We start from the raw sequence: 19396 nt of genomic DNA, 5'->3' as shown, positions 1-19396 counted from the left end.
GCGCAGCCCATCACGGCCACAGAGCGAAGGTGCGCGATGACCTAGAGAGATGCACGCCAAGATGCGCGAACTGACGGGCGTCGGCAGACTTGAGGCCGCTCACTCGCTGATTGTCTGCGCACAAGCTCGGCTGCCCCACTCCGCCACGAAATCGCTTTAAGGCAATCTTGGGTAAGGCTCGGACAAATCGAAACGGATTTCCTAGCACGAATGTTATCCGACTGCGAAAAACGTTGGCAACGGGGTACGACATCGGTGCTTTCGGTCGGTTTTGTCGGTTTCGTCGGTTTTGTCGGTTTCGTCAGCAGCACAAACCAAAAGACAGGCATCGTCCTGCAGAGCAGCAGACAGATCAATGTCGTCAAAAGCGAATGCGGGCAGTGCGATAATCGCGCACTCGACGTGGCGGGCGATTCTCGCACTGCTTAGGCATCCTGAAAACACGGTGTGGCGGCCGGTTTTCGGTCATTGCATCGCTTTTCCTGCTCCGCGGCGTTTTCAGGTTATTCCGTGATCACGGGAAGAGACGTCATCGGGCGCGGACCAACGACGGCTTGCGATACTCCTTTGCGCGGCGAGTGGAGCGATAAATTTCGCTGCGAAACGCGCACATCGTGGCATCCGTCCATTCGCGTTGCAAGGCCGCGCATCTACCTAACTATTGGGTGACAGTCTTGACGTTTCCGCCCGCAACATCCGACGAAACCGACGAAACCGACGAAACCTGCCAGTAGTCGGCATTCCCGGTGATCGGTGCCTTTTCGAACCTGAGCCCGTTCACAACTCGCCCGACGTGCCGCTTGATCCACCAGCCGAGGCGGCGACGGTTCACCTGCCCGCGTTCGCCAGCAATGTCCATAATCAGTTCCTTCAATTCAACAAGGTCAGCTGTGGGCTCGAAAGTCGAAATAGCGTCGACCACGTCGCGCACCCTCGTCGGGTCACGATTAAAAACCCGCTCCCACATGAGCAAGATCCGTTCGAGCGTTTCCCTCGCGGGGTCGGTGGCCATGGAGTCAAAGACCGAAGCCGCCGGGTCGGGGCAGCCCAGCCAGAGCAAGGGCTGACGCACCCACTCGCTCCACTTTTCGAAGCTCGCCAGTGGCTTGCAAGCCGCAATCGGAGCGCCTGCGACGAGCCAGCCCCGCACAACCGTCATCGCCAGCGACACAAATCGAGCTCGCTCTTTATGAACCGCAGATACCGGATCGCCCTTGAACTCGCGAGTCGCCGGGGTTTCGCAGGCTGGATCAAGGCTGATGGTGACGCAGCGGCGCGCCATGTCATGCACAGGGTCAACATTGTTGCCCGACGACAGAAACAAGGCCCGGGTACTAACAGTGGCGTTTTTGCTGACACCAAGAATGCGGCCCGCAATGGACTCCTCTGTCAGCGCACTGCAGAGACTCTTGTGCGGCAACAGGTCACTCGTCAGATTGTCAAAGAAAAGCACCGCCGGAGATGTGAGCAAGGTCGAAAGCAGGAGCTTCCTGCATTCTTCATCGTCCTGCGGAAAGGACAGCGCCGGAGGTCTCATAGGCGTGGCGAAGGCGGAAAACAGAGCCGCAAGGTAGCTTTTGCCGCTGGCGATCTGAGGTGCCCTGACGTGGAACATTGGCGCTTGCCGTAGCGACGGGCGGATAGCCGACGTCAAGATAGCCGCCAGGGCAGCGGCGCGATCGCGATCCGTAGCAAACGCAAATTCGTCCAACAACCCATTCAGTTCGTGCAGAGCCGCGACGGCCTCCTCCCGCGTCGGAGTGTCCGGCACGTTAAACGTGCGTTCGTCAAACGCTCCGAACATGCCCGTTGCCTGGTCATACCCCGAGCGTTTCATCAAGCTACCGTCGGGTCGCAGATACGGCTGGCGTGCAATGCCGATAAGAACCGGGAGATGGCGATAGTCCTCCGAGTCGAACAAGACGCTCACATGCTTCGAAGGAGGGTCGACGATGACGTAAGTCTTGCTGCGGGCGTCATACCGCTCCCAGATGGCCACGGCCGACACGGCACGAAGCAACGCCTGCTGACCAAGCTCCTTAACGACCGTTTCGCCGGTGCCTCGATCGGTAATAACCGTGACGATCAGGCCGCCACGCTGATAGTGGCTTCCGGCCAAAGCGAGCTCGCGTTCCGTCGCGTCAACGATCCGACTCAGCTCGCCTTGAGTCACTCGAATGGTGGGCTTATGTTTGGCGGCCTGAGAACTGATGCCGAGATGCTGCAGCAGTGCACCGATGTGCCGCTCGGCGCAATGCCCATGCAAGCAACTGAATCCGCCACGCGGATAGAACAAGTCGGGCTCGAAGTACGCCGTACCGCGATCAACCCGATCGGTATGCTCGTTCACCCACGGACACGTGATGTCATGGCGAGCGGAGCCAAGCGGAGACTTATAGTAGCCGCGAGCTCGCAGAGCGCCGATAACAGCGTTTTCGGTGGGTCGCGGCAGATAAACCTCGTCCGCCGCCCCTTCAATGGACGTGCCGCCCAAGCGCGTCGGACGCTGGTGTTCCGTGGACTCGTTCTGCCTCAGTTCCAACCCATCGACAATTTGGTTGGGCGTATAGCGACGCTCCGGATGCCATTCGACCAGCCGGCAGCGAAACGGAGGTTCATGTTTCCCGTTGATGCCGACGGGGAGCCGCGCGTACCGAGCGAGAGGCCCGTCGGCCCCCGGATCGCAAAGACCGGCATCAATGACCGCGTCCATGATGGCGTTCGCCGCAGCGCCGTCGCTCAAAGGCTCAGCGAACAAATAGCCCACTTGAAAGTTGCCGGGACTGGTTTCGATCGCCCAAGACGGGGGCAACGCATTGAGCCGGTCTCGCCCACAAGCCTTCGTACCAACGTCGTCAAGCATGAGAGCGTGCAAGGCCGCGAATTGCGACTTCCGCCGCCGATATTTACCCTCGCTGTCAGGGGTGAACGCAGCCAACGAAAAATAGGAATTCTGGTCGGGCGCACCCGCGTCCGCCTTTGCCGAACTCCAAGGGTGCCCGAACCACTTGTTACCTTGCACCAGGCTCGGGCTGCCCCGGAAACCACAAACGATGGGTCGGTGTCCGTCCTGCAGCGACGCGAAGACGGCGCCAAGAAACTCGGCGTTCGACACAGCCGAGAAATTGGTTTCTTGAGGTTCGCCGGTCGCTTCGGTCGCTTCGGTCGCTTCGGTCGCCCCGGTCGCCCCGGTCGCCCCGGTCGCCCCGGTCGCCTCGGTCGCCTCGGTCGTATTAGCCTTAACGGCTCCGTCGGTTTGACCGGCTGCCACAATCTCGTCGGTCTCAGCGGGATAACCAACGATAAGCGCCCATCTTTCATCACTGATACGGCGTGCGACCACGTCGCCTTTGGAGGAGCCGCCGTCTGCAAGCACCGGAGAGCAATCGGTCTTCGTCATGACGATTACTCCTTCTCGACTGCGCTGGTGTGGGCTTTCATTTTTGCGCTCAACCACTCGTCGATCTCGGATTCGACCCAGCCGACTGCGCGCGGCCCAAGCTGAATCGGCTTGGGGAATTGACCGGCCTTCATCATTGCGTAGATTGTCGACCGCGCGAGACCCACCCGCGATTGGGTTTCCGGGCGCCGCAGGATGCGAAGCGGCCCCGTAGCTTGATTGACTCTGTCAGCCATGCACTCTCTCCTTTAGAAAGGAAGCGTCCAGCGGGTTGCTGGAACGTCATGACTCGCAGTGTGCGTTGGCAGACGAACGGGGGCCGCTAGCGCCATGCACCCGCCTAAGACGGGTGCATGGCGCTACTTGACAACATCGGGTGCACTGTGTTTCGCGGCAATAACAACCTTAAGCCATGTTGCGATACTGAGCACCAATTTGAGGTCGTCGCCGATCAATTTCAGAATGCGGACTGCCGGGGATGCGCGGCCCAGATCTACATCGGCCGTTGCTGTCACGGGTATCCTGTATTGCTTCACTACCCGGAGCACGCGTATTGCCATCTCGACCGCCACCGCGTGCTGCTTGTCCGCGGGCTTGCCGGCTTTGGGCGCCTGGGTGATCTTCAGTCCGGCGGCCTCCACGGTCGAGATCATGTCATCCAACTGCGAAACCAGATCGACGTCAGTCGGAAACAAGCGGCTGTAATCGGGCGACCGATCTCGCGCCGCTTCGCGGGCGGCACGTAGCGAGCGCAGAAAATCATCATGCTCTGCCCACATCTCGGACTTCGTCAGGTCGCGCCCATGTTCTTGCAGCTCTGCGAAAGCCCAGTGGACTTCCGCGTTGATGGCATTTACGAAGTCGTGGGGGCGATTGCCCCACGGAACTTCCGGCCCGGCGGCGTCCCAATCTGGAGACCGTTCATCGACCTCTTCGGTGAACTGAGAGTGCAATTCGCGTAGCGCGTGTTTGACGTCTTCCGACAGGCTATTCGGTTTGGATCCGGTTTCGCGCCCGGTGTAGCGCGCCTTCGCGGTCGGCATTGTTGAGGTTCTCCACGGAGATTGCTGGTGCCCCGGTACTCGAAACGAACCGGCGGGCAGCGCTGTCCGGCTGCGCGGTATCGGTTACGTTTTCGTCGGGCACTACATGGTCGGACGCGCGCACCGCGCGGAATGAGATCCGTTAGCTGGTCGGCTCGTCGCTTTCCACGGATCGTTGGACTCCTGGACTCACCGATCCAGACTTAAGTGCGTCGAGGTAGTCCGCCCACTGCTGCATCATGCTCCGCCGGTCTTTCAGAAATCTGGTGCGGTTGTATGCGGTGCCCAATGCGTCCGGCACCTTGTGCGCAAGTTGATGCTCGATCACTTCCGGCTTGAACAGCAGTTCTTCATGCAAGATCGTGCGAGCCATCGCGCGAAATCCGTGACCAGTGATCTCTGTCTTCGTGTCGTACCCCATGCGCCGCAGTGCCGCATTGATCGCCGCCTCACTCATTGGCTTCCGTACATCGCGCCCCGGGAACACGTGAGTTCTGTGTCCGGTCAGCGCGTGCAGGTCGCGCAAGATCGCTACAGCTTGCGTCGCCAAAGGGACGAGATGCTCGGTCTTCGTTTTGGTCACGAAATACCGCCATTCCGCCTTGTCCAGATCGAGCCCCGACCACTCAGCCTTACGCAATTCGCCAGGGCGCACGAAGAGCAGAGGGGCCAACTGCAAGGCACACTTCACGACGAATGTGCCGCGAAAGGCATCGATCGCACGCAGCAACTCCGCCACCCTCTCGGGCTCGGTGATGGATGCGAAGTTCTCGTGCCGAACGGGCGGAAGGGCGCCCTTCAGGTCGGCCGAGGGGTCACGTTCGGCGCGTCCGGTCGCCACGGCGTAACGGAACACCTGCCCACAGTTCTGCATCGCCCGGTGCGCCGTATCTCGCGCACCGCGCTCTTCGATCCGCCGAATTACCCCCAGCAGCTCGGGCGCGGCAATTTCCGAGATGGGCCGCTTGCCGAGCCACGGGAAGATGTCTTTTTCGAGACGCTGGATGACCTTATCGGCGTGACTCTGAGCCCACGCGTGCGACTGTCGGGCAAACCATTCGCGCGCGACCACTTCAAAAGAGTTGGCAGCGCGCTCACCGTTCGCGGCCTTCTTGGCCTTTTGGTGCTCGCCGGGGTCCACGCCGTCTGCGAGGAGTTCGCGCGCCTCGTCCCGGCGGTCGCGCGCCTTCTTTAGACCAACAGCCGGGTACACTCCGAGCGACAGCCGCTTCTCCTTGCCCCCGAATCGGTACTTGAAGCGCCACCACTTGCCGCCGGCAGCCGAGACCTCGAGATACATCCCCCGCTCGTCGAACAGACGATAGAGCTTGCCAGTCGGCTTCGCATTCCGAACGGCTGCGTCAGTCAGTGCCATGCAAACTGCTCCTCGGGATCACGTTGCGCGTTGCATCCAGGAAGACGCGAAGCCGGGCCGTCTCCGAAGGATCCAGGTTCATGTGGCGCGCGCCGAGACAAATCGACAGCGGACCATCGCTATTCAGGGAAAAGAGCACTGCTGCCCCAGGTCGAGCGGCTCTATCTCGCCGGATGGCGCGATCGTGCTTACGTGCCTGGCTGGGATCGACGCCTGCGGCGAGTAACGCTCGGGCTTGATCCCGTTGTTCCCGCGCCTCTTCGAGCGTCACTTTCGGGTATATGCCGAACGACAGGCCCTTCTCCTTACCGCCGAACCGGTACTTGAGCCGCCAGTATTTGCCCCGACCGTTGACGAGCAGGTACAGGCCGCCGCCGTCGAACAGCTTTGTGGGCTTTTCGGCGGCCTTCGCTTGCATGACGGCGGTATCGGTAAGCGCCATTTGGGGAATACTGCCTTGACAGGTTGGCCAGTAGCCCCAAAAGTGTTCCCGTTTCGGCACCGGATGTCAATGGACGAACCGGGATCTAACCGGCAACAAAAAACCCCGCAAGCCTTGAGCTTACGGGGTTTTCTAGATCTTGCCGGATTTCTTCAGACGAATATATGGTGGAGAGGAGGAGGATCGAACTCCCGACCTTCGCATTGCGAACGCGACGCTCTCCCAGCTGAGCTACCCCCCCAACATGAAAATAATTCTAGCACAGCCATTTTCCGTTTTGCCAAGCGTCCAGCCTCGGGAAAACCTCATCTGGACGGCGCGCCCGCGAGCACCCAGTCGACCACCGCGCGAATGTCCGCATCGCTCATCGATTGATGGGCCGGCATCGGAATCATGCCCCATACGCCGGAGCCGCCGTCCTTCACCTTGCGCGCGAGTCTGGCCGGCGCCTGCGCGTCGCCCTTGTACTTCGCGGCGATCTGCTGGAACGACGGACCGACCAGTTTGCGATCCACCGCGTGACAGCCCATGCACGCATTCGCGGTGGCGACCTGCTGGCCGCGCGGCGCCTCGGCCGCGTGAGCAACCGACGTCAGCGTGCCGGCCAGCGTGCCAACCACCAACGCGAACACAACACCCCCGCGCGTCATACCGCGTATCAAGGCACCGCCTTGGGATTGCCAGGCCGCACCGAGGTCGACGAGCTGACCGGCGCGGGCGCCTGTTGATCGAGCGGCCGCGCGCTCACCGATGAATCGGGGATCGCGCCGACCGTCGGCTCACCAACCTCGGGCTGCGAGGCGGCCACTGGCGCCGTCGCAGCAGCGGCAGCAGCAACCTCCGCTTCCTGCGGCTGAATATACTGGAACACCTTGACGACCTTCACGACGCCCGGCACGCGGCTCGTGACGTCGGCGCCGCGATTGCCTTCGTCCATCGTGACGAGGCCCATCAGATAGACGTTGCCGCGCTCAGCCACGACCTTGAAGTTGTTCGCCGAAATGTTCTTCTCGGCGATCAGCGCGGTCTTCACGCGCGTTTCGAGGTAGGTGTCGTTGGTGCGCGACGAGAACGAGCTCGCCGGCGTGATCACCAGTTCATTGACGATCGTATTCACGTTGTTCATGTTCCGCACGATGCTCTCGGCGCGCTGCCTGGACGCATCGCCCGCGACCTCGCCGGTCAGCAGCACGCGGCGGTTGAACACCGTGACGTTGACGTGCGCGGAGTCCGGCAGATTCTGGCTGATCTGCGACAGCGCCTTCACCTGGATCTCGCGGTCTTCGGTCTGCGCGCCGAGCGTGCGGCGGTCCGTCGCCATCAGCGCGCCGCCGCCCGCCGCGGCCCCGACCGCGAGAAAGCAGCCTTGCAGCGTGGCCGACAGCCCCGCCGCGAAGCCGACCACGAGCACGGTTCTCACCAGTGTCTTCTTGATGCGGAAAACGCTCATCAACTAGCTCTCCTTCGAAATCAGTGTCAGTCTTCGCCGAGCAACATGGCATCGATGCCGTCGCACAGGCAATGGATGGTCAGCAGGTGCACTTCCTGGATGCGCGCCGTGCGGTCGGACGGCACGCATACCTGGATGTCGGTGTCGCTCAGCACTTGCTGCGCGCGTCCACCGCCCTTGCCAGTCAGCGCGACGACGATCATTTCGCGCTCGTGCGCCGCTTCGATCGCAGCGAGCACGTTCGCGGAATTGCCGGATGTCGTGATTGCGAGCAGCACGTCGCCGGGCAGGCCGAGCGCCCAGACCTGCTTCGCGTAAATCTGTTCGAACGAATAGTCGTTGGCGATCGCGGTGAGCACGGAGGTGTCGGTGCTGAGCGCAATGGCCGGCAGACCTGGCCGCTCGCGCTCGAAGCGGCCGATCAGCTCGGCCGCGAAATGCTGCGCGTCGGCGGCCGAACCGCCGTTGCCGCACGCGAGGATGCGATTGCCATTGGCGAGCGCGGCGAACATCGTGTCGATCGCGACAGCGATCGGCATCGACAGGGTTTCGAGGGCTTCGAGTTTGACTGCCGCGCTGTCGCGGAAGTGTTGTTGGATGCGTTCGACTGACATCGAGTCTCTATCTTCTACCGCGAATGGACCGCACTACGCGGCCGTGTTGTGAAGTCATATTGCCAGGCCGTGCTCGCCGATGAGTTCGCGCGGCACGCGAGCGCAAGTTTATCGCACTCACGCGCGTTGTCCGCGCGGTCCGTCAGACTTCGTCGGCGCGAAACGCATCGCGCAGCCACACGAGCCTGCCGCTCTCGAATGCGACTACGTCGAAACGGCACGTGGGCTCGTCGCGCGGGTGGCGGTTCGTCGCGGCGTGCGTCGCGAGATAATGCCGCGCCGCTCGCACGATGCGCTGCCTCTTCTGCCAACCGATGCTCGCGGCGGCACCGCCGTAATGCCGCTGCGCACGCGCGCGCACTTCGACGAACACCAGCGCGCCATCGCGATCGCTCATCACGAGATCGATCTCCCCGCCCCGACAGCACACGTTGCGCGCGACGAAGCGCAGACGTTGGCGCTGCAAAAATTCTTGTGCGCGTGCCTCGAAAGCCGCGCCGACGGATTTGGACTGGTGAGCGGCGGAAAAGTTGTGGGCGGTTTTCGGGCTGGCGTGTCGGGGCATCTTTTGCGCAGTCTTCGGCACGGCCTGCTCGCGCAAGCCCACATGGCACAATGTCGGCCTCGTTCCGTCTGTTTGTGTCTTCCGTGTCATGACTCCTCTCTCCGAACTCGCGCAAGGGCAGCAGTACCCCGCCGCCGCGCTGTATGTGGTGGCAACGCCGATCGGCAACATCGCCGACATCACGCTGCGCGCGCTGCACGTGCTCGGACTTGCGGACCGCATCGCCGCCGAGGACACCCGCAACACCGGTCAGCTGCTCGCGCGCTACGGCATCTCGAAGCCGCTCGTCGCCGTGCATCAACACAACGAGCGCGCCGCGGCGCAGCGCGTGGTCGAGTATCTGCGGGCCGGCGAGCGCGTGGCCTACGTGTCCGACGCGGGTACGCCGGGCATCTCGGACCCCGGCGCCAAGCTCGTCGATGCCGTGCGCGAGGCCGGCTTCGTGGTGGTCCCGCTGCCCGGTGCGAGCGCGCTCGCAACCGCGCTCAGCGCGACCGGCGACTGGGTCGCGACTTTCTCGTTCCTCGGCTTCCTTCCGCCGAAACCGAAGGCGCGCGCCGCCGCTTTGCAGGCGCTCGCGCAACATCCTCACGCGATGGTGTTCTACGAGGCGCCGCACCGAATCGTCGAGACCGTGCAGGCGCTCGCCGATGCGTTTGGCGGCACACGCCGTCTGCTGATCGCGCGGGAACTGACGAAGTTACACGAAGCGCTGCATCAGGGCACCCTGGCCGAAGGGCCAACGTGGCTCGCTGCCGACGCGAACCGGCAGCGTGGCGAATTCGTGCTGGTGGTCGAAGGCGCGGCGCCCGAAGCGGCCGGCGAGCAAGATCACGACGCGCTGCTCGGCATCCTGCTGGAAGAATTGACGGTGAGCAGCGCGGCTAAGGTCGCGGCGGCGCTCACGGGCGCATCGCGCAACGTGTTGTATGCGCGCGCGCTGGCGCTGAAGGAAGACAAGCCTGAAACGTGAGGGTCGAGCCCGGCGGATAAAAGGCTGACGGCAATAGAAAAGGGCCGCATGTCGCGGCCCTCCGATTTTCTGCAGACAGTTGGTTCAGCCTACGCGGCATCGCCGCCACGTAACGTCACATCACTTGTTCGAATCCGAGTTCGACGCGAGCGTCTCGTTCAGCTCGGCGCGCGCCTCCTGCTGCGTGAGCCCTTCGATCTTGACCCGCGCGGTGCCGGTGTGGCGCATGTCGAGCATGGCGGCGGCCGCCATCGACAGGTCGATCACGCGGCCGCGGGCGTACGGGCCGCGGTCGTTGATCCGTACGATCACCGAGCGCGAATTGGCCGGATTGGTCACGCGCACGTACGAGCCGAGCGGCAGCGTGCGATGCGCGGCCGTCAGGGCATGCATGTCGTAACGCTCGCCATTGGCAGTGCGGCGGCCGTGAAAGAAGCGTCCGTACCACGACGCGCGTCCGATCTGATGGAAGTCCGCGACGTCGACGCCGTCGTCGGTGAGCGGCTGCGCGTCAGCCAGCGGCGACGCGGGCGCGTTCGACGCGCTCGGGCTCGAGGCCGGCGCGCTACCGAACGATTGCGGTCCGAAAGAGCTCAGGTGCGTGTTCTTTGTACTTTGCGGCGTGTCGTTCGCGGACGTATCGCGCGCGCCCGGAGGCGTGGCACAGCCGGCCAGTACAAAAAAGGCAAAAAGAGTCCCTAGACCACGGGTTAGCCGAGTTTTCATAAGACGTGCAATCACATTGTCGAGCCGCGTCACCCGCAAAACTGCTGGATATGTTGCTTGCGGCTCCGGCGGCAGGGACGACAACGCGCCGCGCGAAAAAGCGCAGTACGTCAAAGCCCGGATACGGCTCACTCAGCCGCTACCGCACGGTTAATTTTCACGTCTGGCGCAACCTGTCCCCGGCAGCCTGACCAGACCCCACATGCCGCCAACTGAACGTGGCAATGACACGTTCTTGCGCGCGCAACTCAGCGCGCAGGAACGGCGGCGTAGGCCCCACCCAGCGTCCCGGAGGTTAATTCCGTAGCAGGCGCGCGGCGCCTGGCTGGGCAAGACGTGTGCATCGAACGCATCGATACTGATGGCCGTCGGCATTCCGACAGCCCTTACTTGAACGGCGAGCGGCATTCCCTTTTTGTGGGAACGCATCGCCTTGTGGCAGCACAATTCCTAGTGCTTGGAGTCCATTATACCCAAAACTTTTTTTTAGGATGGCAAGCTGCTCAAAAACTTGACCAATCTTCACATTTATCGCAAAAATGGGCATACGAAAAGACTGAGACGGGCTGTGAGCCGACCCCGTCGCACGGCCGGCGGAGACGGTCGCGAGGCCCGGTACAATCAACGTTTTCCCAGCGTGTCGTCCAGCCATGAAAGTCACCCTGATCCCCGTCACGCCGTTCCAGCAGAACTGCTCGCTGCTCGTTTGCGAGGCCACCGGGCGCGCGGCCGTCGTCGATCCGGGCGGCGACCTCGACATGATCCAGCGCGAGATCGCACGGCAGAACGTGACCGTCGAGAAGGTCTTGTTGACTCACGGCCATATCGATCATTGCGCCGGCGCGAAGACACTCGCCACCCACTACGGCGTGCCGATCGAAGGTCCGCATCCGGACGAACGCTTCTGGCTCGACAAGCTGCCGGACCAGAGCACGCGCTTCGGCTTCCCGGCCGCCGACGCCTTCGAGCCGGACCGCTGGCTACAAGACGGCGATACCGCGCAATTCGGCGACGAAACCTTCGAGGTCTACCACTGCCCCGGTCACACACCGGGCCACGTGGTTTTCTTCAGCCGCGCGCACCGGCTTGCGCTGGTTGGCGACGTGCTGTTCGCCGGCTCGATCGGCCGCACGGATTTCCCGCGCGGCAACCATGCGGACCTGATCCGCTCGATCCGCGACAAGCTCTGGCCGCTCGGCGACGACGTCACGTTCGTGCCGGGCCACGGCCCGACCTCGACGTTCGGCGCCGAGCGCCGCACGAATCCCTACGTCGCAGACGGAGTGGGCGCATGAGCAGCGAAATCTATGTGAGTACCGACGTCGAAGCGGATGGCCCGATCCCCGGCCCGCATTCGATGCTGAGCTTTGCATCCGCCGCATACACCGAAGACAAGCAGCTGATCGCGACGTTCTCGGCGAATCTCGAACTACTCGAAGGCGCGGCGCCGCATCCGGTGCAGGCGGCGTGGTGGAAGACCCAGCCGCAAGCGTGGGCGGCCTGCCGCCAGGACTTGCAGAAGCCCGAAGCCGCAATGACCGCCTATGTCGAATGGGTCGAGGCGCTGCCGGGCAAGCCGGTGTTCGTCGCGATGCCGGCCGGCTTCGATTTCACCTACATGTTCTGGTACATGATGCGCTTCGTCGACCGCTGCCCGTTCTCGTGGTCGGCGCTCGACATCAAGACGCTCGCGTTCGCGATGACCGGCCTGCCGTACCGCAAGAACATCAAGCCGCGCTTTCCGAAGCACTGGTTCGACGATCATCCGCATACGCACGTCGCGCTCGACGACGCGATCGAGCAGGGCGCCCTCTTTTGCAACATGCTGAAGGACTTGCGCGCGCGTCAGCCCGAGCTGCCGGCCGACGGCAAGGATGATGGGGACGGCTCAGGGCAAAACGCCGCTCCCGACCCGGTAAATTAGGCAATCTCGCTCGCGGGAGCCGTTTTACATTGCGTTTCGTTTTCGCGCCCTCTACCATGCGTTGATACGGCGACGCTAACGGAGGCGCAGTTGACACTCGATACGTTCTCACAGAAGATCCTGCGCCTTCTGCAGCTCGACGCACGTCGTTCCGTGCAGGAAATCTCCGACCAGGTCGGGCTGTCGAGCACGCCGTGCTGGCGGCGCATCAAGGACATGGAACAGTCGGGCGTGATCCAGCGCTACACGGCGCTGCTCGATCGCGAAAAGCTCGGCTTGCACGTGTGCGCCCTCGCGCATATCCATCTGACGCGTCACACCGAAGGCGGCGTCGAGCAGTTCGAGCGGGAAATCGCCACCTGTCCCGAAGTGACCGAGTGCTACAGCACGACCGGTGAATCCGATTACATCCTGAAGATCGTCGCGCCGGATATCAAGGCGTATGACAGCTTCCTGCATGAACGCATTTTCAAGATTCCAGCCGTCGCGCAGGTGCGCACGAGTGTGGTGCTGCGCGAAATCAAGTTCGATACGCAGTTGCCGTTGTGACGGGTGCTGCCGCCGCGGCCTGCATGGAGGTTCGCGACGTCGGGTGTCCGAAACTCATCGAACTCAGGCGGCGCTGTGAGGCTCCGTGGCGGTCGACCGACCGGGGCGCGCGACGCCGGTCGCGGGATCCGCCGCCGAACCGCCTTGCGCGGCCGAAATATCCCGTTGCAGCAGCACGTCGAGCTTGCGCGCGCCGAGACGACGCTTGAGCGCCGCCAGATCGACGCGGCCGAGCGACTGCGCCTCGCTTTCCAGCAGACGCGCGGCCTCGGCGCCGCCCGCAGCCCCCCCTTCACCGGATGCCGCCGCCGGCAACACCACCTCCACGTCGAGCCCGGTGCTCAGGTAATGCAGATTCACCGCTGCGGCCCGCAAGCCGCCTGCCGCCAGCGCCGCGTCGACTTCGGCGGTCACCCGCTCGCGCGGCGGCAGATCGACGGGTGGATGCGCGAGCGCATCGTTTTCCGGATCGACGTGGATCAGCGCGTCGAGCACGCGCTTGTCGCGGAGCACGCGCAGACGCGCCGACTCCGCGATGTAATGCCCTTCCGACACAGAGATCATCGGATCGACCAGGATGTGGGCGTCGACGAGCGCGAAATCGCCCATCTTGCGCGTACGCATTTCGTGCACGTCACGCACGCCGGGGGTGGACATCAGCAGCGCGCGCATGTCGGCGGCGGCGGCTTCGTCGAGCGCGCGATCCGACAGGTCCTGCAGCGCGTCCCAGCCGAAGGTCCAGCCCATGCGCGCGACCATGAAGCCGACGATGGCCGCCGCGATCGGGTCGAGCAGTCGCAAGCCGGCGAGACTGCCGATCACGCCGATCCCCACCACCAACGAAGACGCCGCGTCCGAGCGCGCGTGCCATGCGTTCGCGATCAGCATCGCGGAACGCACACGCTTGGCCTCGCGCAGCATGTAGCGAAACAGCGCTTCCTTGCAGACGAGCACGAGCGCCGCGACCGCGAGCGCGCTTAGGTGCACGGCCGGAATATTTTGCAGATCGGCGAGCCGCGTACCAGCGCGCCACAACATGCCGACGCCGACCGAGATCAGCAGCGCGCCGAGAAATAACGACGCCACCGTCTCGTAACGGCTATGCCCGTAATTGTGATCCGCGTCGGGCTTTGCCCCGCTATGCCGATTGGCAATCAGCACGACGAAATCGGAAATAAGATCCGCAAGGGAATGGACACCATCGGCAACTAACGCCTGTGAGTGCGCGATCGTGCCGATGACGATTTGCAGCGTCATCAACACGGTATTGAGCCCAATACTCGCAAGGGTACTTTTGCGCGCAACGCGCTGCTTCTCTGTGGTTTGGGCGATCGAGGCGGACTGCATGCTGAAATGGCGGAAAGGTCGATTGATGCTATTGTAGCCGCCGCGAATCGAACGCGCAGGCGAGGCGCAAAAAAACGTTTTAAATCAGTCGCTTATCTAAACGAAAAGCATTCGCGTTCCAGCTATCTGAGTGCTTGCGACAAAAACCCGGCGTCGCAAATGACAAAAACCGCGCCCTGAACGGTGCGCGGTTTTTTGAGATTCTGCAGCAGGCTATAAACGCGGCGGATTGCCCGTATTCGTATTACGCGCAGGCAACGCTTACCACCCGCCGGATGGTCATTACTTCTGGATCAGAAACTTTTCGCGATCAAGACCCGCGATCCACCGCGGCGGCTTGCCGCGCCCGGACCACGTGCTGCCGCTTTCCGGGTCGCGGTATTTAGGCGCGACGCCTGCGCGCGGGCGGCTCGCCTTAGCGCCCTTCGATGCACGACCGCCGCCGAGTTCGCTCAGCGAAATGCCGTAGTCCGCCATTTTCTGCTTGATTTCATTCAAGACTTCCGCGTATTCGCGCGACTTCGCTTCTTCAATCTGCTTTTCGAGCTTCTCGCGCTGCGCGAGCAGTTCCTTGTAAGAAGACATAGGTTCCCTTGTGGTATGGATAAAATGAACGCCAGTCTTATGCCGACTTGCCTTTGAAGGTTTCATGCCTCGGAATTTGATGGCGAGATTAACACAAAATAGAAAGCCTGGAAAAGCACCGGGGAAAATTTAGTTTAAATTCGTTTCAAAAAATTTCCAGAGCTGCTTCTGTGTCGGGGCTGCGGCCTTCCAATTAGCTGATTCGCATGTAGCTGAAAAAAATCCATCTGCATGCATATTTATACGATTTAACTATCAGAAAATGAGACTTCGGACGTCTATTGCTCAACAAACATTTCACCGCATGAAAGCTTCGTCCACGATAAGCGCACTATTGAGACAGGAGCCCGCGCATTGCGACTGGCCCATGCGCGTTTCCCGATAAACGATAAATGCTTAATTCGTATGCCGCTCGATGCAGACTTCGAGCGCGGCGTGCAATGTTCCGGTATCGGACCGCGCGCCATCGAATGCGAAACGGTGGCGCGCGCCGTTGCGTTTCAGATCAGCGCCGTAGCGGTCGACGCCCAGCAATTCGACGCCCCCCGCGCCACTTAGCCGGCGACCGAATTCCGCGATCAGCGCGTCCTCCTCGCTGGCTGCAAGCGGCGGCAAACGATCGAGTTCGGCGCCGTCGAGCCAGCCCATCGCGCCAAAGCCGCCGATGTAGCGCAGCCGCTCCAGATTCATGATCCAGAAGGTGAAATCGCCCAGCACCAGGTAGCGCTCCGCGTCCGGGTGATAGCGCAGATAGCGCCGCACCAGGTCCGGACTCGAATCGACCGGCTCGAAGCGGCCGAGCAGCGTGACGCGCTGGCCACCCAGCACGTCGCCGTCGGGCGCGTCGAAGGCCAGAAAGCCGGCGCGCGGATCGGCTTGCAGGTTGTGCGTGTGCTCCGCGAGCCGGCTGACGAGGATCGTCGGACGATGCCGCGCGTCCGGCGCGAACGGCAGCACCGACGGATACGGAAAGCCCTCGGGCCGGCGCGCGTGCGTGGCGAGCGTGCCGACCGCGGCCGTGTGCAGCAGATGAAGCGGAGCGTGAGCGGGAATGTTCAACTGAGCGTTCCTCGGTGATTAGCGATGAGTCGTGAGTGGCAGAACGGCCGCCGCACGCGGCAATGCAAAAGCCAACGCCGCCGCCCCAACGCATGCGTTCGGCAACGCTGCCTGGTCGCAGCCGCATCCATTCGATCGTATGCGCGGGAGCCCGCGGCTCCAAGCATAAGCCTCCACGCTTCGATAGAATCGAAGATCCGCTTTCAATGCGCTTTCTCGCGCACTCCGCCTCGAGACCTCAGTGCCCGATCACCAAGCCTCCGAATTCGCCGTTCTGCCCGCCGCGCATCGCAATCTGTCCGTCACTGCACGGCAACGCGCACGCATCGCCACGATGGCGCTGTTCTTCATCGCCGGCATGATGTACGCGTCGTGGGGCGTGCACGTGCCGACCGTACGCGATCGCTTTCATGTGAATCCGGCGATGCTGTCGTTCGCGTTGTTCGCGGTGGCGGGCGGATCGATCGGCGCGATGGTGACCAATGCGTCGTGGATCGCGCGGGTCGGCACCCGCCGCGCCTGCCTGAGCGGCGGCCTCGCGATGGCCGCCTGCGCCGCGCTGATTCTCGTCGTGCCGGCGTACTGGATCCTGCTGGTCGTGCTGGCCGTCTTCGGCGCGGGCATGGCCACGCTCGACGTCGCGATGAACGCCGAAGCGAGCGCCGTCGAAAAGGCCCTCGGCAAGCCGATCATGTCGTCGCTGCACGGGATGTTCAGCCTTGGCGGCATGTTCGGCGCGGCGGTCGGCGGAGCGCTGCTGTCGCGCGGCATGGCGCCGGCGCTGCATCTCGCGCTCGCCGCGGCGGTCAGCGCGCTCGTGCTGATGCTCGCGTGCCCGTCGGTGCTGCCACACGTGCCGCACGCCGAGCATCCCGATGCCGCGACGCCGCGCGCGAGCCGCTGGCGCTCACCGGCGCTGTGGGCGCTCGGCACGATGGCACTGGTCGCGCTGATCGCCGAAGGTGCGATGTACGACTGGGCCACTGTTTATATGCGCGATGTCGTGCTGGCGACGCCCGCGCTCTCGAGTGCCGCCTACGCGGCGTTTTCCGGTGGCATGGCGGCCGCGCGTTTTGCCGGCGACGCGGTGCGCGCCCGCTTCGGCGCACCGCAGCTCGTGATGATCAGCGCGGCGCTGGCCTGCGCGGGGATGGTCGATGCGCTGCTGCTGCCGAATCCGGTGGCCGCGCTCGCCGGCTTCGCGCTGATCGGCCTGGGCCTCGCGAACATGATGCCGGTGCTGTTCGCGGCGGCGGCGAGCGTGAAGGGCATTCACGCGGCCGAGGGGCTCGCGCACGTCGCGGGGCTCGCCTACTTCGGGTTGCTGCTCGGTCCAGTAATCATCGGCGCGGTAGCGCAGGTGACCAATCTGACGATCGGACTGTCGGTCGTCGCCGTCTGCGCCGCGATGATCGCGCTCGTCGGACCGAGGGTACTGCGGCGTTTGAAGATCTGAGCCAAACGCAACGTCCAAAAGAAAAGGCACGCAAGCCTCACGGCCTACGTGCCTCTTTAGCGGCAAATCGAAGTACGGCGCCACGCCGCCTTCGACCACAACGAATTTACATCTTCACGACGTCGAGCAGCGTCTTCTTGCCTTGCTTGTAGCTGTACAGCGAGATCACGCCGTGCTGCAGGTCGCCCTTCGAATCGAACGTCGTTTCGCCGATCACGCCCTTGTAGTCGGTCGTCGGCATCGCTGCCAGGATCTTGGCCGGATCGGTCGAGTTAGCGCGCTTCATTGCGTCAACGACGATGTACACCGCGTCATACGTGAACGGCGCGTAGATCTGGATCGGCTGACCGAAACGCTTCTCGTACTTCGTTTCGAACGCCTTGCCGCCCGCCATCTTTTCGAGCGCCATGCCGGCTTCCGAGCAGACGATGTTGTCGGTTGCGTCGCCGGCCAGATCCGACAGCTTATCGGTACACACGCCGTCGCCTGCCAGCACCTTCGCGCGCAGGCCGAGTTGCTTCGCCTGCTTCGCGAACGGGCCGCCGGTTGCGTCCATGCCGCCGTACATGATCGCGTCAGGGTTTTCGCCCTTGATCTTCGTCAGAATCGCGCGGAAGTCGACGGCCTTGTCGTTCGTCGCGTCATGCGACACGACCTTCAGACCGAGCGCCTTCGCCGTCTTCTCGAACTCGTTCGCGAGACCCTGGCCGTAAGCGGTCGAATCGTCGACGATCGCGACGCTCTTCACCTTCATACCCTTCGCCGCGTAGTTCGCGAGTGCCGGGCCTTGCTGCGCGTCGGTCGCGACCACGCGATAGGTCGTCTTGAAGCCCTGCTGCGTGTAGGCCGGATTCGTTGCCGACGGCGAGATCTGCACGATGCCCGCATCGCTATAAATCTTCGATGCCGGGATCGAGGTGCCCGAGTTCAGGTGGCCGACCACGGCGACGACCTTGTCGTCGACGAGCTTCTGCGCAACCTGCGTAGCCGTGCGGGGGTCGGCCGCGTCGTCCTGCGCGTCGAGTTGCAGCGTGACCTTCTCGCCGCCGATCGTGAGACCCTTCGCGTTGATTTCCTCGACGGCGAGGCGCGCGCCGTTTTCGTTGTCCTTACCCAGGTGAGCGATACCGCCAGTCAACGGCGCGACGTGACCGATCTTGACGACCGTGTCGGCCGCGGCCGATGTTGCCAACGTCGCGAACAGCAACGCCGCAGCGCTGATCGGCAACAGCTTTTGAATTTTGATGTTCATGTGAGTCTCCAGTTTCGGTCAAAACAACGTAATCGCCCTGTGCCCCGCTTCCCCTACACGTGTCGCTCAGTCCCGTGGACGACCACGCCGGTTGCATCGTTCATGCACTTGGCCAGTACGTTTACCGGACTGTTTGTGGCAGTTGGCAAACCGTACTTGCGCGCAAGTGTAGGCCATCAAATTAATTTGGGGGAATTTTTTGAGAAAGTGGGAACAACACTAATAGCGCAGTTTCCGCGCGAGCCACTCGCGGCTTGGCGGATCGGGCCGCAAAGCCCCGTCCCATGCGGGTTTCCGCTAATCAGGAAGTATCTCCGCAGACGCGGATTCAGCCTTTTTCCGACTTATGTCCCGTGTGATTCGAAGGGTTTTTCAACTCGAAAAGGTGGCGTACCGCACAGGATTGTGAGTACGCCAAAAACTTCTGAATCGAGTTTAAATCGGCCCGGCAATCAACGCTTGAACGCGGCGCTCCGCACGGTGGCCGGCCGCGTGCAAACGCGGGACGCGATGCGCTCGCCAACGTGGTCGCGAGATGCGCCGACATGCGCGAATCATCACACGCTGACTGTATCCATACGCCCATCACGGAGAAATGAATCGTCGAGATCGTTTCAATCGCCTTACGGGAATCGA

20 protein-coding genes and 1 tRNA gene are annotated in these 19396 nt (G+C 62.8%); 6 read left to right on the top strand and 15 right to left on the bottom strand.

Features of this window, described 5'->3' with window-relative positions; translation table 11 throughout:
* Positions 1-658: 658 nt before the first annotated feature.
* From OKW43_RS14620 to OKW43_RS14575, 10 genes are all read right to left on the bottom strand, one after another.
* Complete coding sequence (locus OKW43_RS14620; protein WP_429448073.1) at positions 659-3400, bottom strand: hypothetical protein; 2742 nt, start codon at positions 3398-3400, stop codon at positions 659-661.
* A 5-nt stretch (positions 3401-3405) separates the two neighbouring features.
* Positions 3406-3636 carry an AlpA family transcriptional regulator gene (locus tag OKW43_RS14615; protein ID WP_429448071.1) on the bottom strand — a complete coding sequence of 77 codons (231 nt, stop codon included), beginning with the start codon at positions 3634-3636 and terminating at the stop codon, positions 3406-3408.
* Between the two features lie 123 nt (positions 3637-3759).
* Positions 3760-4443 carry a hypothetical protein gene (locus OKW43_RS14610; RefSeq protein WP_429448069.1) on the bottom strand — a complete coding sequence of 228 codons (684 nt, stop codon included), beginning with the start codon at positions 4441-4443 and terminating at the stop codon, positions 3760-3762.
* 142 nt (positions 4444-4585) lie between these two features.
* Positions 4586-5818, bottom strand: a complete 1233-nt coding sequence (locus OKW43_RS14605) for a tyrosine-type recombinase/integrase (protein ID WP_429448067.1) — start codon at positions 5816-5818, stop codon at positions 4586-4588.
* Positions 5805-6260, bottom strand: a complete 456-nt coding sequence (locus tag OKW43_RS14600) for an Arm DNA-binding domain-containing protein (protein WP_429448065.1) — start codon at positions 6258-6260, stop codon at positions 5805-5807. Before OKW43_RS14600 ends, OKW43_RS14605 begins: the two co-directional genes overlap by 14 nt.
* A gap of 165 nt (positions 6261-6425) precedes the next feature.
* Positions 6426-6501, bottom strand: a tRNA-Ala gene (locus tag OKW43_RS14595).
* Positions 6502-6565: 64 nt separating this feature from the next.
* Positions 6566-6910, bottom strand: coding sequence for a c-type cytochrome (locus OKW43_RS14590; protein WP_429448063.1), 345 nt, complete (start codon positions 6908-6910; stop codon positions 6566-6568).
* A gap of 8 nt (positions 6911-6918) precedes the next feature.
* On the bottom strand, positions 6919-7710 hold the full coding sequence (locus tag OKW43_RS14585) for a BON domain-containing protein (protein ID WP_187632283.1): 792 nt from the start codon (positions 7708-7710) through the stop codon (positions 6919-6921).
* A 26-nt stretch (positions 7711-7736) separates the two neighbouring features.
* Positions 7737-8324 carry a phosphoheptose isomerase gene (locus tag OKW43_RS14580; RefSeq protein WP_429448060.1) on the bottom strand — a complete coding sequence of 196 codons (588 nt, stop codon included), beginning with the start codon at positions 8322-8324 and terminating at the stop codon, positions 7737-7739.
* A 142-nt stretch (positions 8325-8466) separates the two neighbouring features.
* On the bottom strand, positions 8467-8889 hold the full coding sequence (locus tag OKW43_RS14575) for a YraN family protein (RefSeq protein WP_429451676.1): 423 nt from the start codon (positions 8887-8889) through the stop codon (positions 8467-8469).
* Between the two features lie 88 nt (positions 8890-8977).
* Here OKW43_RS14575 and rsmI point away from each other — a divergent pair, with 88 nt between their 5' ends.
* Positions 8978-9862 (top strand): 16S rRNA (cytidine(1402)-2'-O)-methyltransferase, encoded by an 885-nt coding sequence (gene rsmI, locus OKW43_RS14570; protein WP_429448058.1) that lies wholly within the window; start codon positions 8978-8980, stop codon positions 9860-9862.
* Positions 9863-9982: 120 nt separating this feature from the next.
* Here rsmI and OKW43_RS14565 read toward each other — a convergent pair whose 3' ends face one another.
* Entirely contained in the window at positions 9983-10588 is a 606-nt protein-coding gene (locus tag OKW43_RS14565) for a septal ring lytic transglycosylase RlpA family protein (protein ID WP_187632287.1), read from the bottom strand.
* Between the two features lie 650 nt (positions 10589-11238).
* On the opposite strand from OKW43_RS14565, the gene OKW43_RS14560 reads away from it, so the two are divergent.
* From OKW43_RS14560 to OKW43_RS14550, 3 genes are all read left to right on the top strand, one after another.
* The gene (locus OKW43_RS14560; protein ID WP_187632288.1) at positions 11239-11883 is read left to right on the top strand and encodes an MBL fold metallo-hydrolase; all 645 of its coding nucleotides are present in this window, start codon (positions 11239-11241) and stop codon (positions 11881-11883) included.
* Positions 11880-12512, top strand: coding sequence for an exonuclease (locus OKW43_RS14555; RefSeq protein WP_187632289.1), 633 nt, complete (start codon positions 11880-11882; stop codon positions 12510-12512). The genes OKW43_RS14560 and OKW43_RS14555 overlap by 4 nt, the downstream gene beginning before the upstream one ends.
* 90 nt (positions 12513-12602) lie before the next feature.
* Entirely contained in the window at positions 12603-13061 is a 459-nt protein-coding gene (locus OKW43_RS14550) for an Lrp/AsnC family transcriptional regulator (RefSeq protein ID WP_012431468.1), read from the top strand.
* 63 nt (positions 13062-13124) lie between these two features.
* On the opposite strand, the gene OKW43_RS14545 is transcribed toward OKW43_RS14550, so the two are convergent.
* Complete coding sequence (locus tag OKW43_RS14545) at positions 13125-14408, bottom strand: cation diffusion facilitator family transporter (RefSeq protein WP_429448055.1); 1284 nt, start codon at positions 14406-14408, stop codon at positions 13125-13127.
* On the opposite strand from OKW43_RS14545, the gene OKW43_RS14540 reads away from it, so the two are divergent.
* A complete protein-coding gene (locus OKW43_RS14540) occupies positions 14307-14588 on the top strand; it encodes a hypothetical protein (RefSeq protein WP_429451832.1) in 282 nt (93 codons plus the stop codon). The genes OKW43_RS14545 and OKW43_RS14540 overlap by 102 nt on opposite strands.
* A gap of 102 nt (positions 14589-14690) precedes the next feature.
* On the opposite strand, the gene OKW43_RS14535 is transcribed toward OKW43_RS14540, so the two are convergent.
* Positions 14691-14993, bottom strand: a complete 303-nt coding sequence (locus OKW43_RS14535) for an H-NS family nucleoid-associated regulatory protein (protein WP_187632291.1) — start codon at positions 14991-14993, stop codon at positions 14691-14693.
* 396 nt (positions 14994-15389) lie between these two features.
* Positions 15390-16052 carry a HugZ family protein gene (locus tag OKW43_RS14530; RefSeq protein WP_429448053.1) on the bottom strand — a complete coding sequence of 221 codons (663 nt, stop codon included), beginning with the start codon at positions 16050-16052 and terminating at the stop codon, positions 15390-15392.
* 241 nt (positions 16053-16293) lie between these two features.
* Here OKW43_RS14530 and OKW43_RS14525 point away from each other — a divergent pair, with 241 nt between their 5' ends.
* Entirely contained in the window at positions 16294-17508 is a 1215-nt protein-coding gene (locus OKW43_RS14525; RefSeq protein ID WP_429448051.1) for an MFS transporter, read from the top strand.
* A 106-nt stretch (positions 17509-17614) separates the two neighbouring features.
* On the opposite strand, the gene OKW43_RS14520 is transcribed toward OKW43_RS14525, so the two are convergent.
* Positions 17615-18760: a branched-chain amino acid ABC transporter substrate-binding protein gene (locus OKW43_RS14520; RefSeq protein WP_187632294.1), complete on the bottom strand. Its 1146-nt coding sequence runs from the start codon at positions 18758-18760 to the stop codon at positions 17615-17617.
* Positions 18761-19396: the final 636 nt, after the last annotated feature.

It is taken from the genome of Paraburkholderia sp. WC7.3g (assembly GCF_050436345.1).
Lineage (GTDB): Bacteria > Pseudomonadota > Gammaproteobacteria > Burkholderiales > Burkholderiaceae > Paraburkholderia > Paraburkholderia podalyriae.
This window is presented reverse-complemented; position numbering and strand designations above follow the sequence as displayed.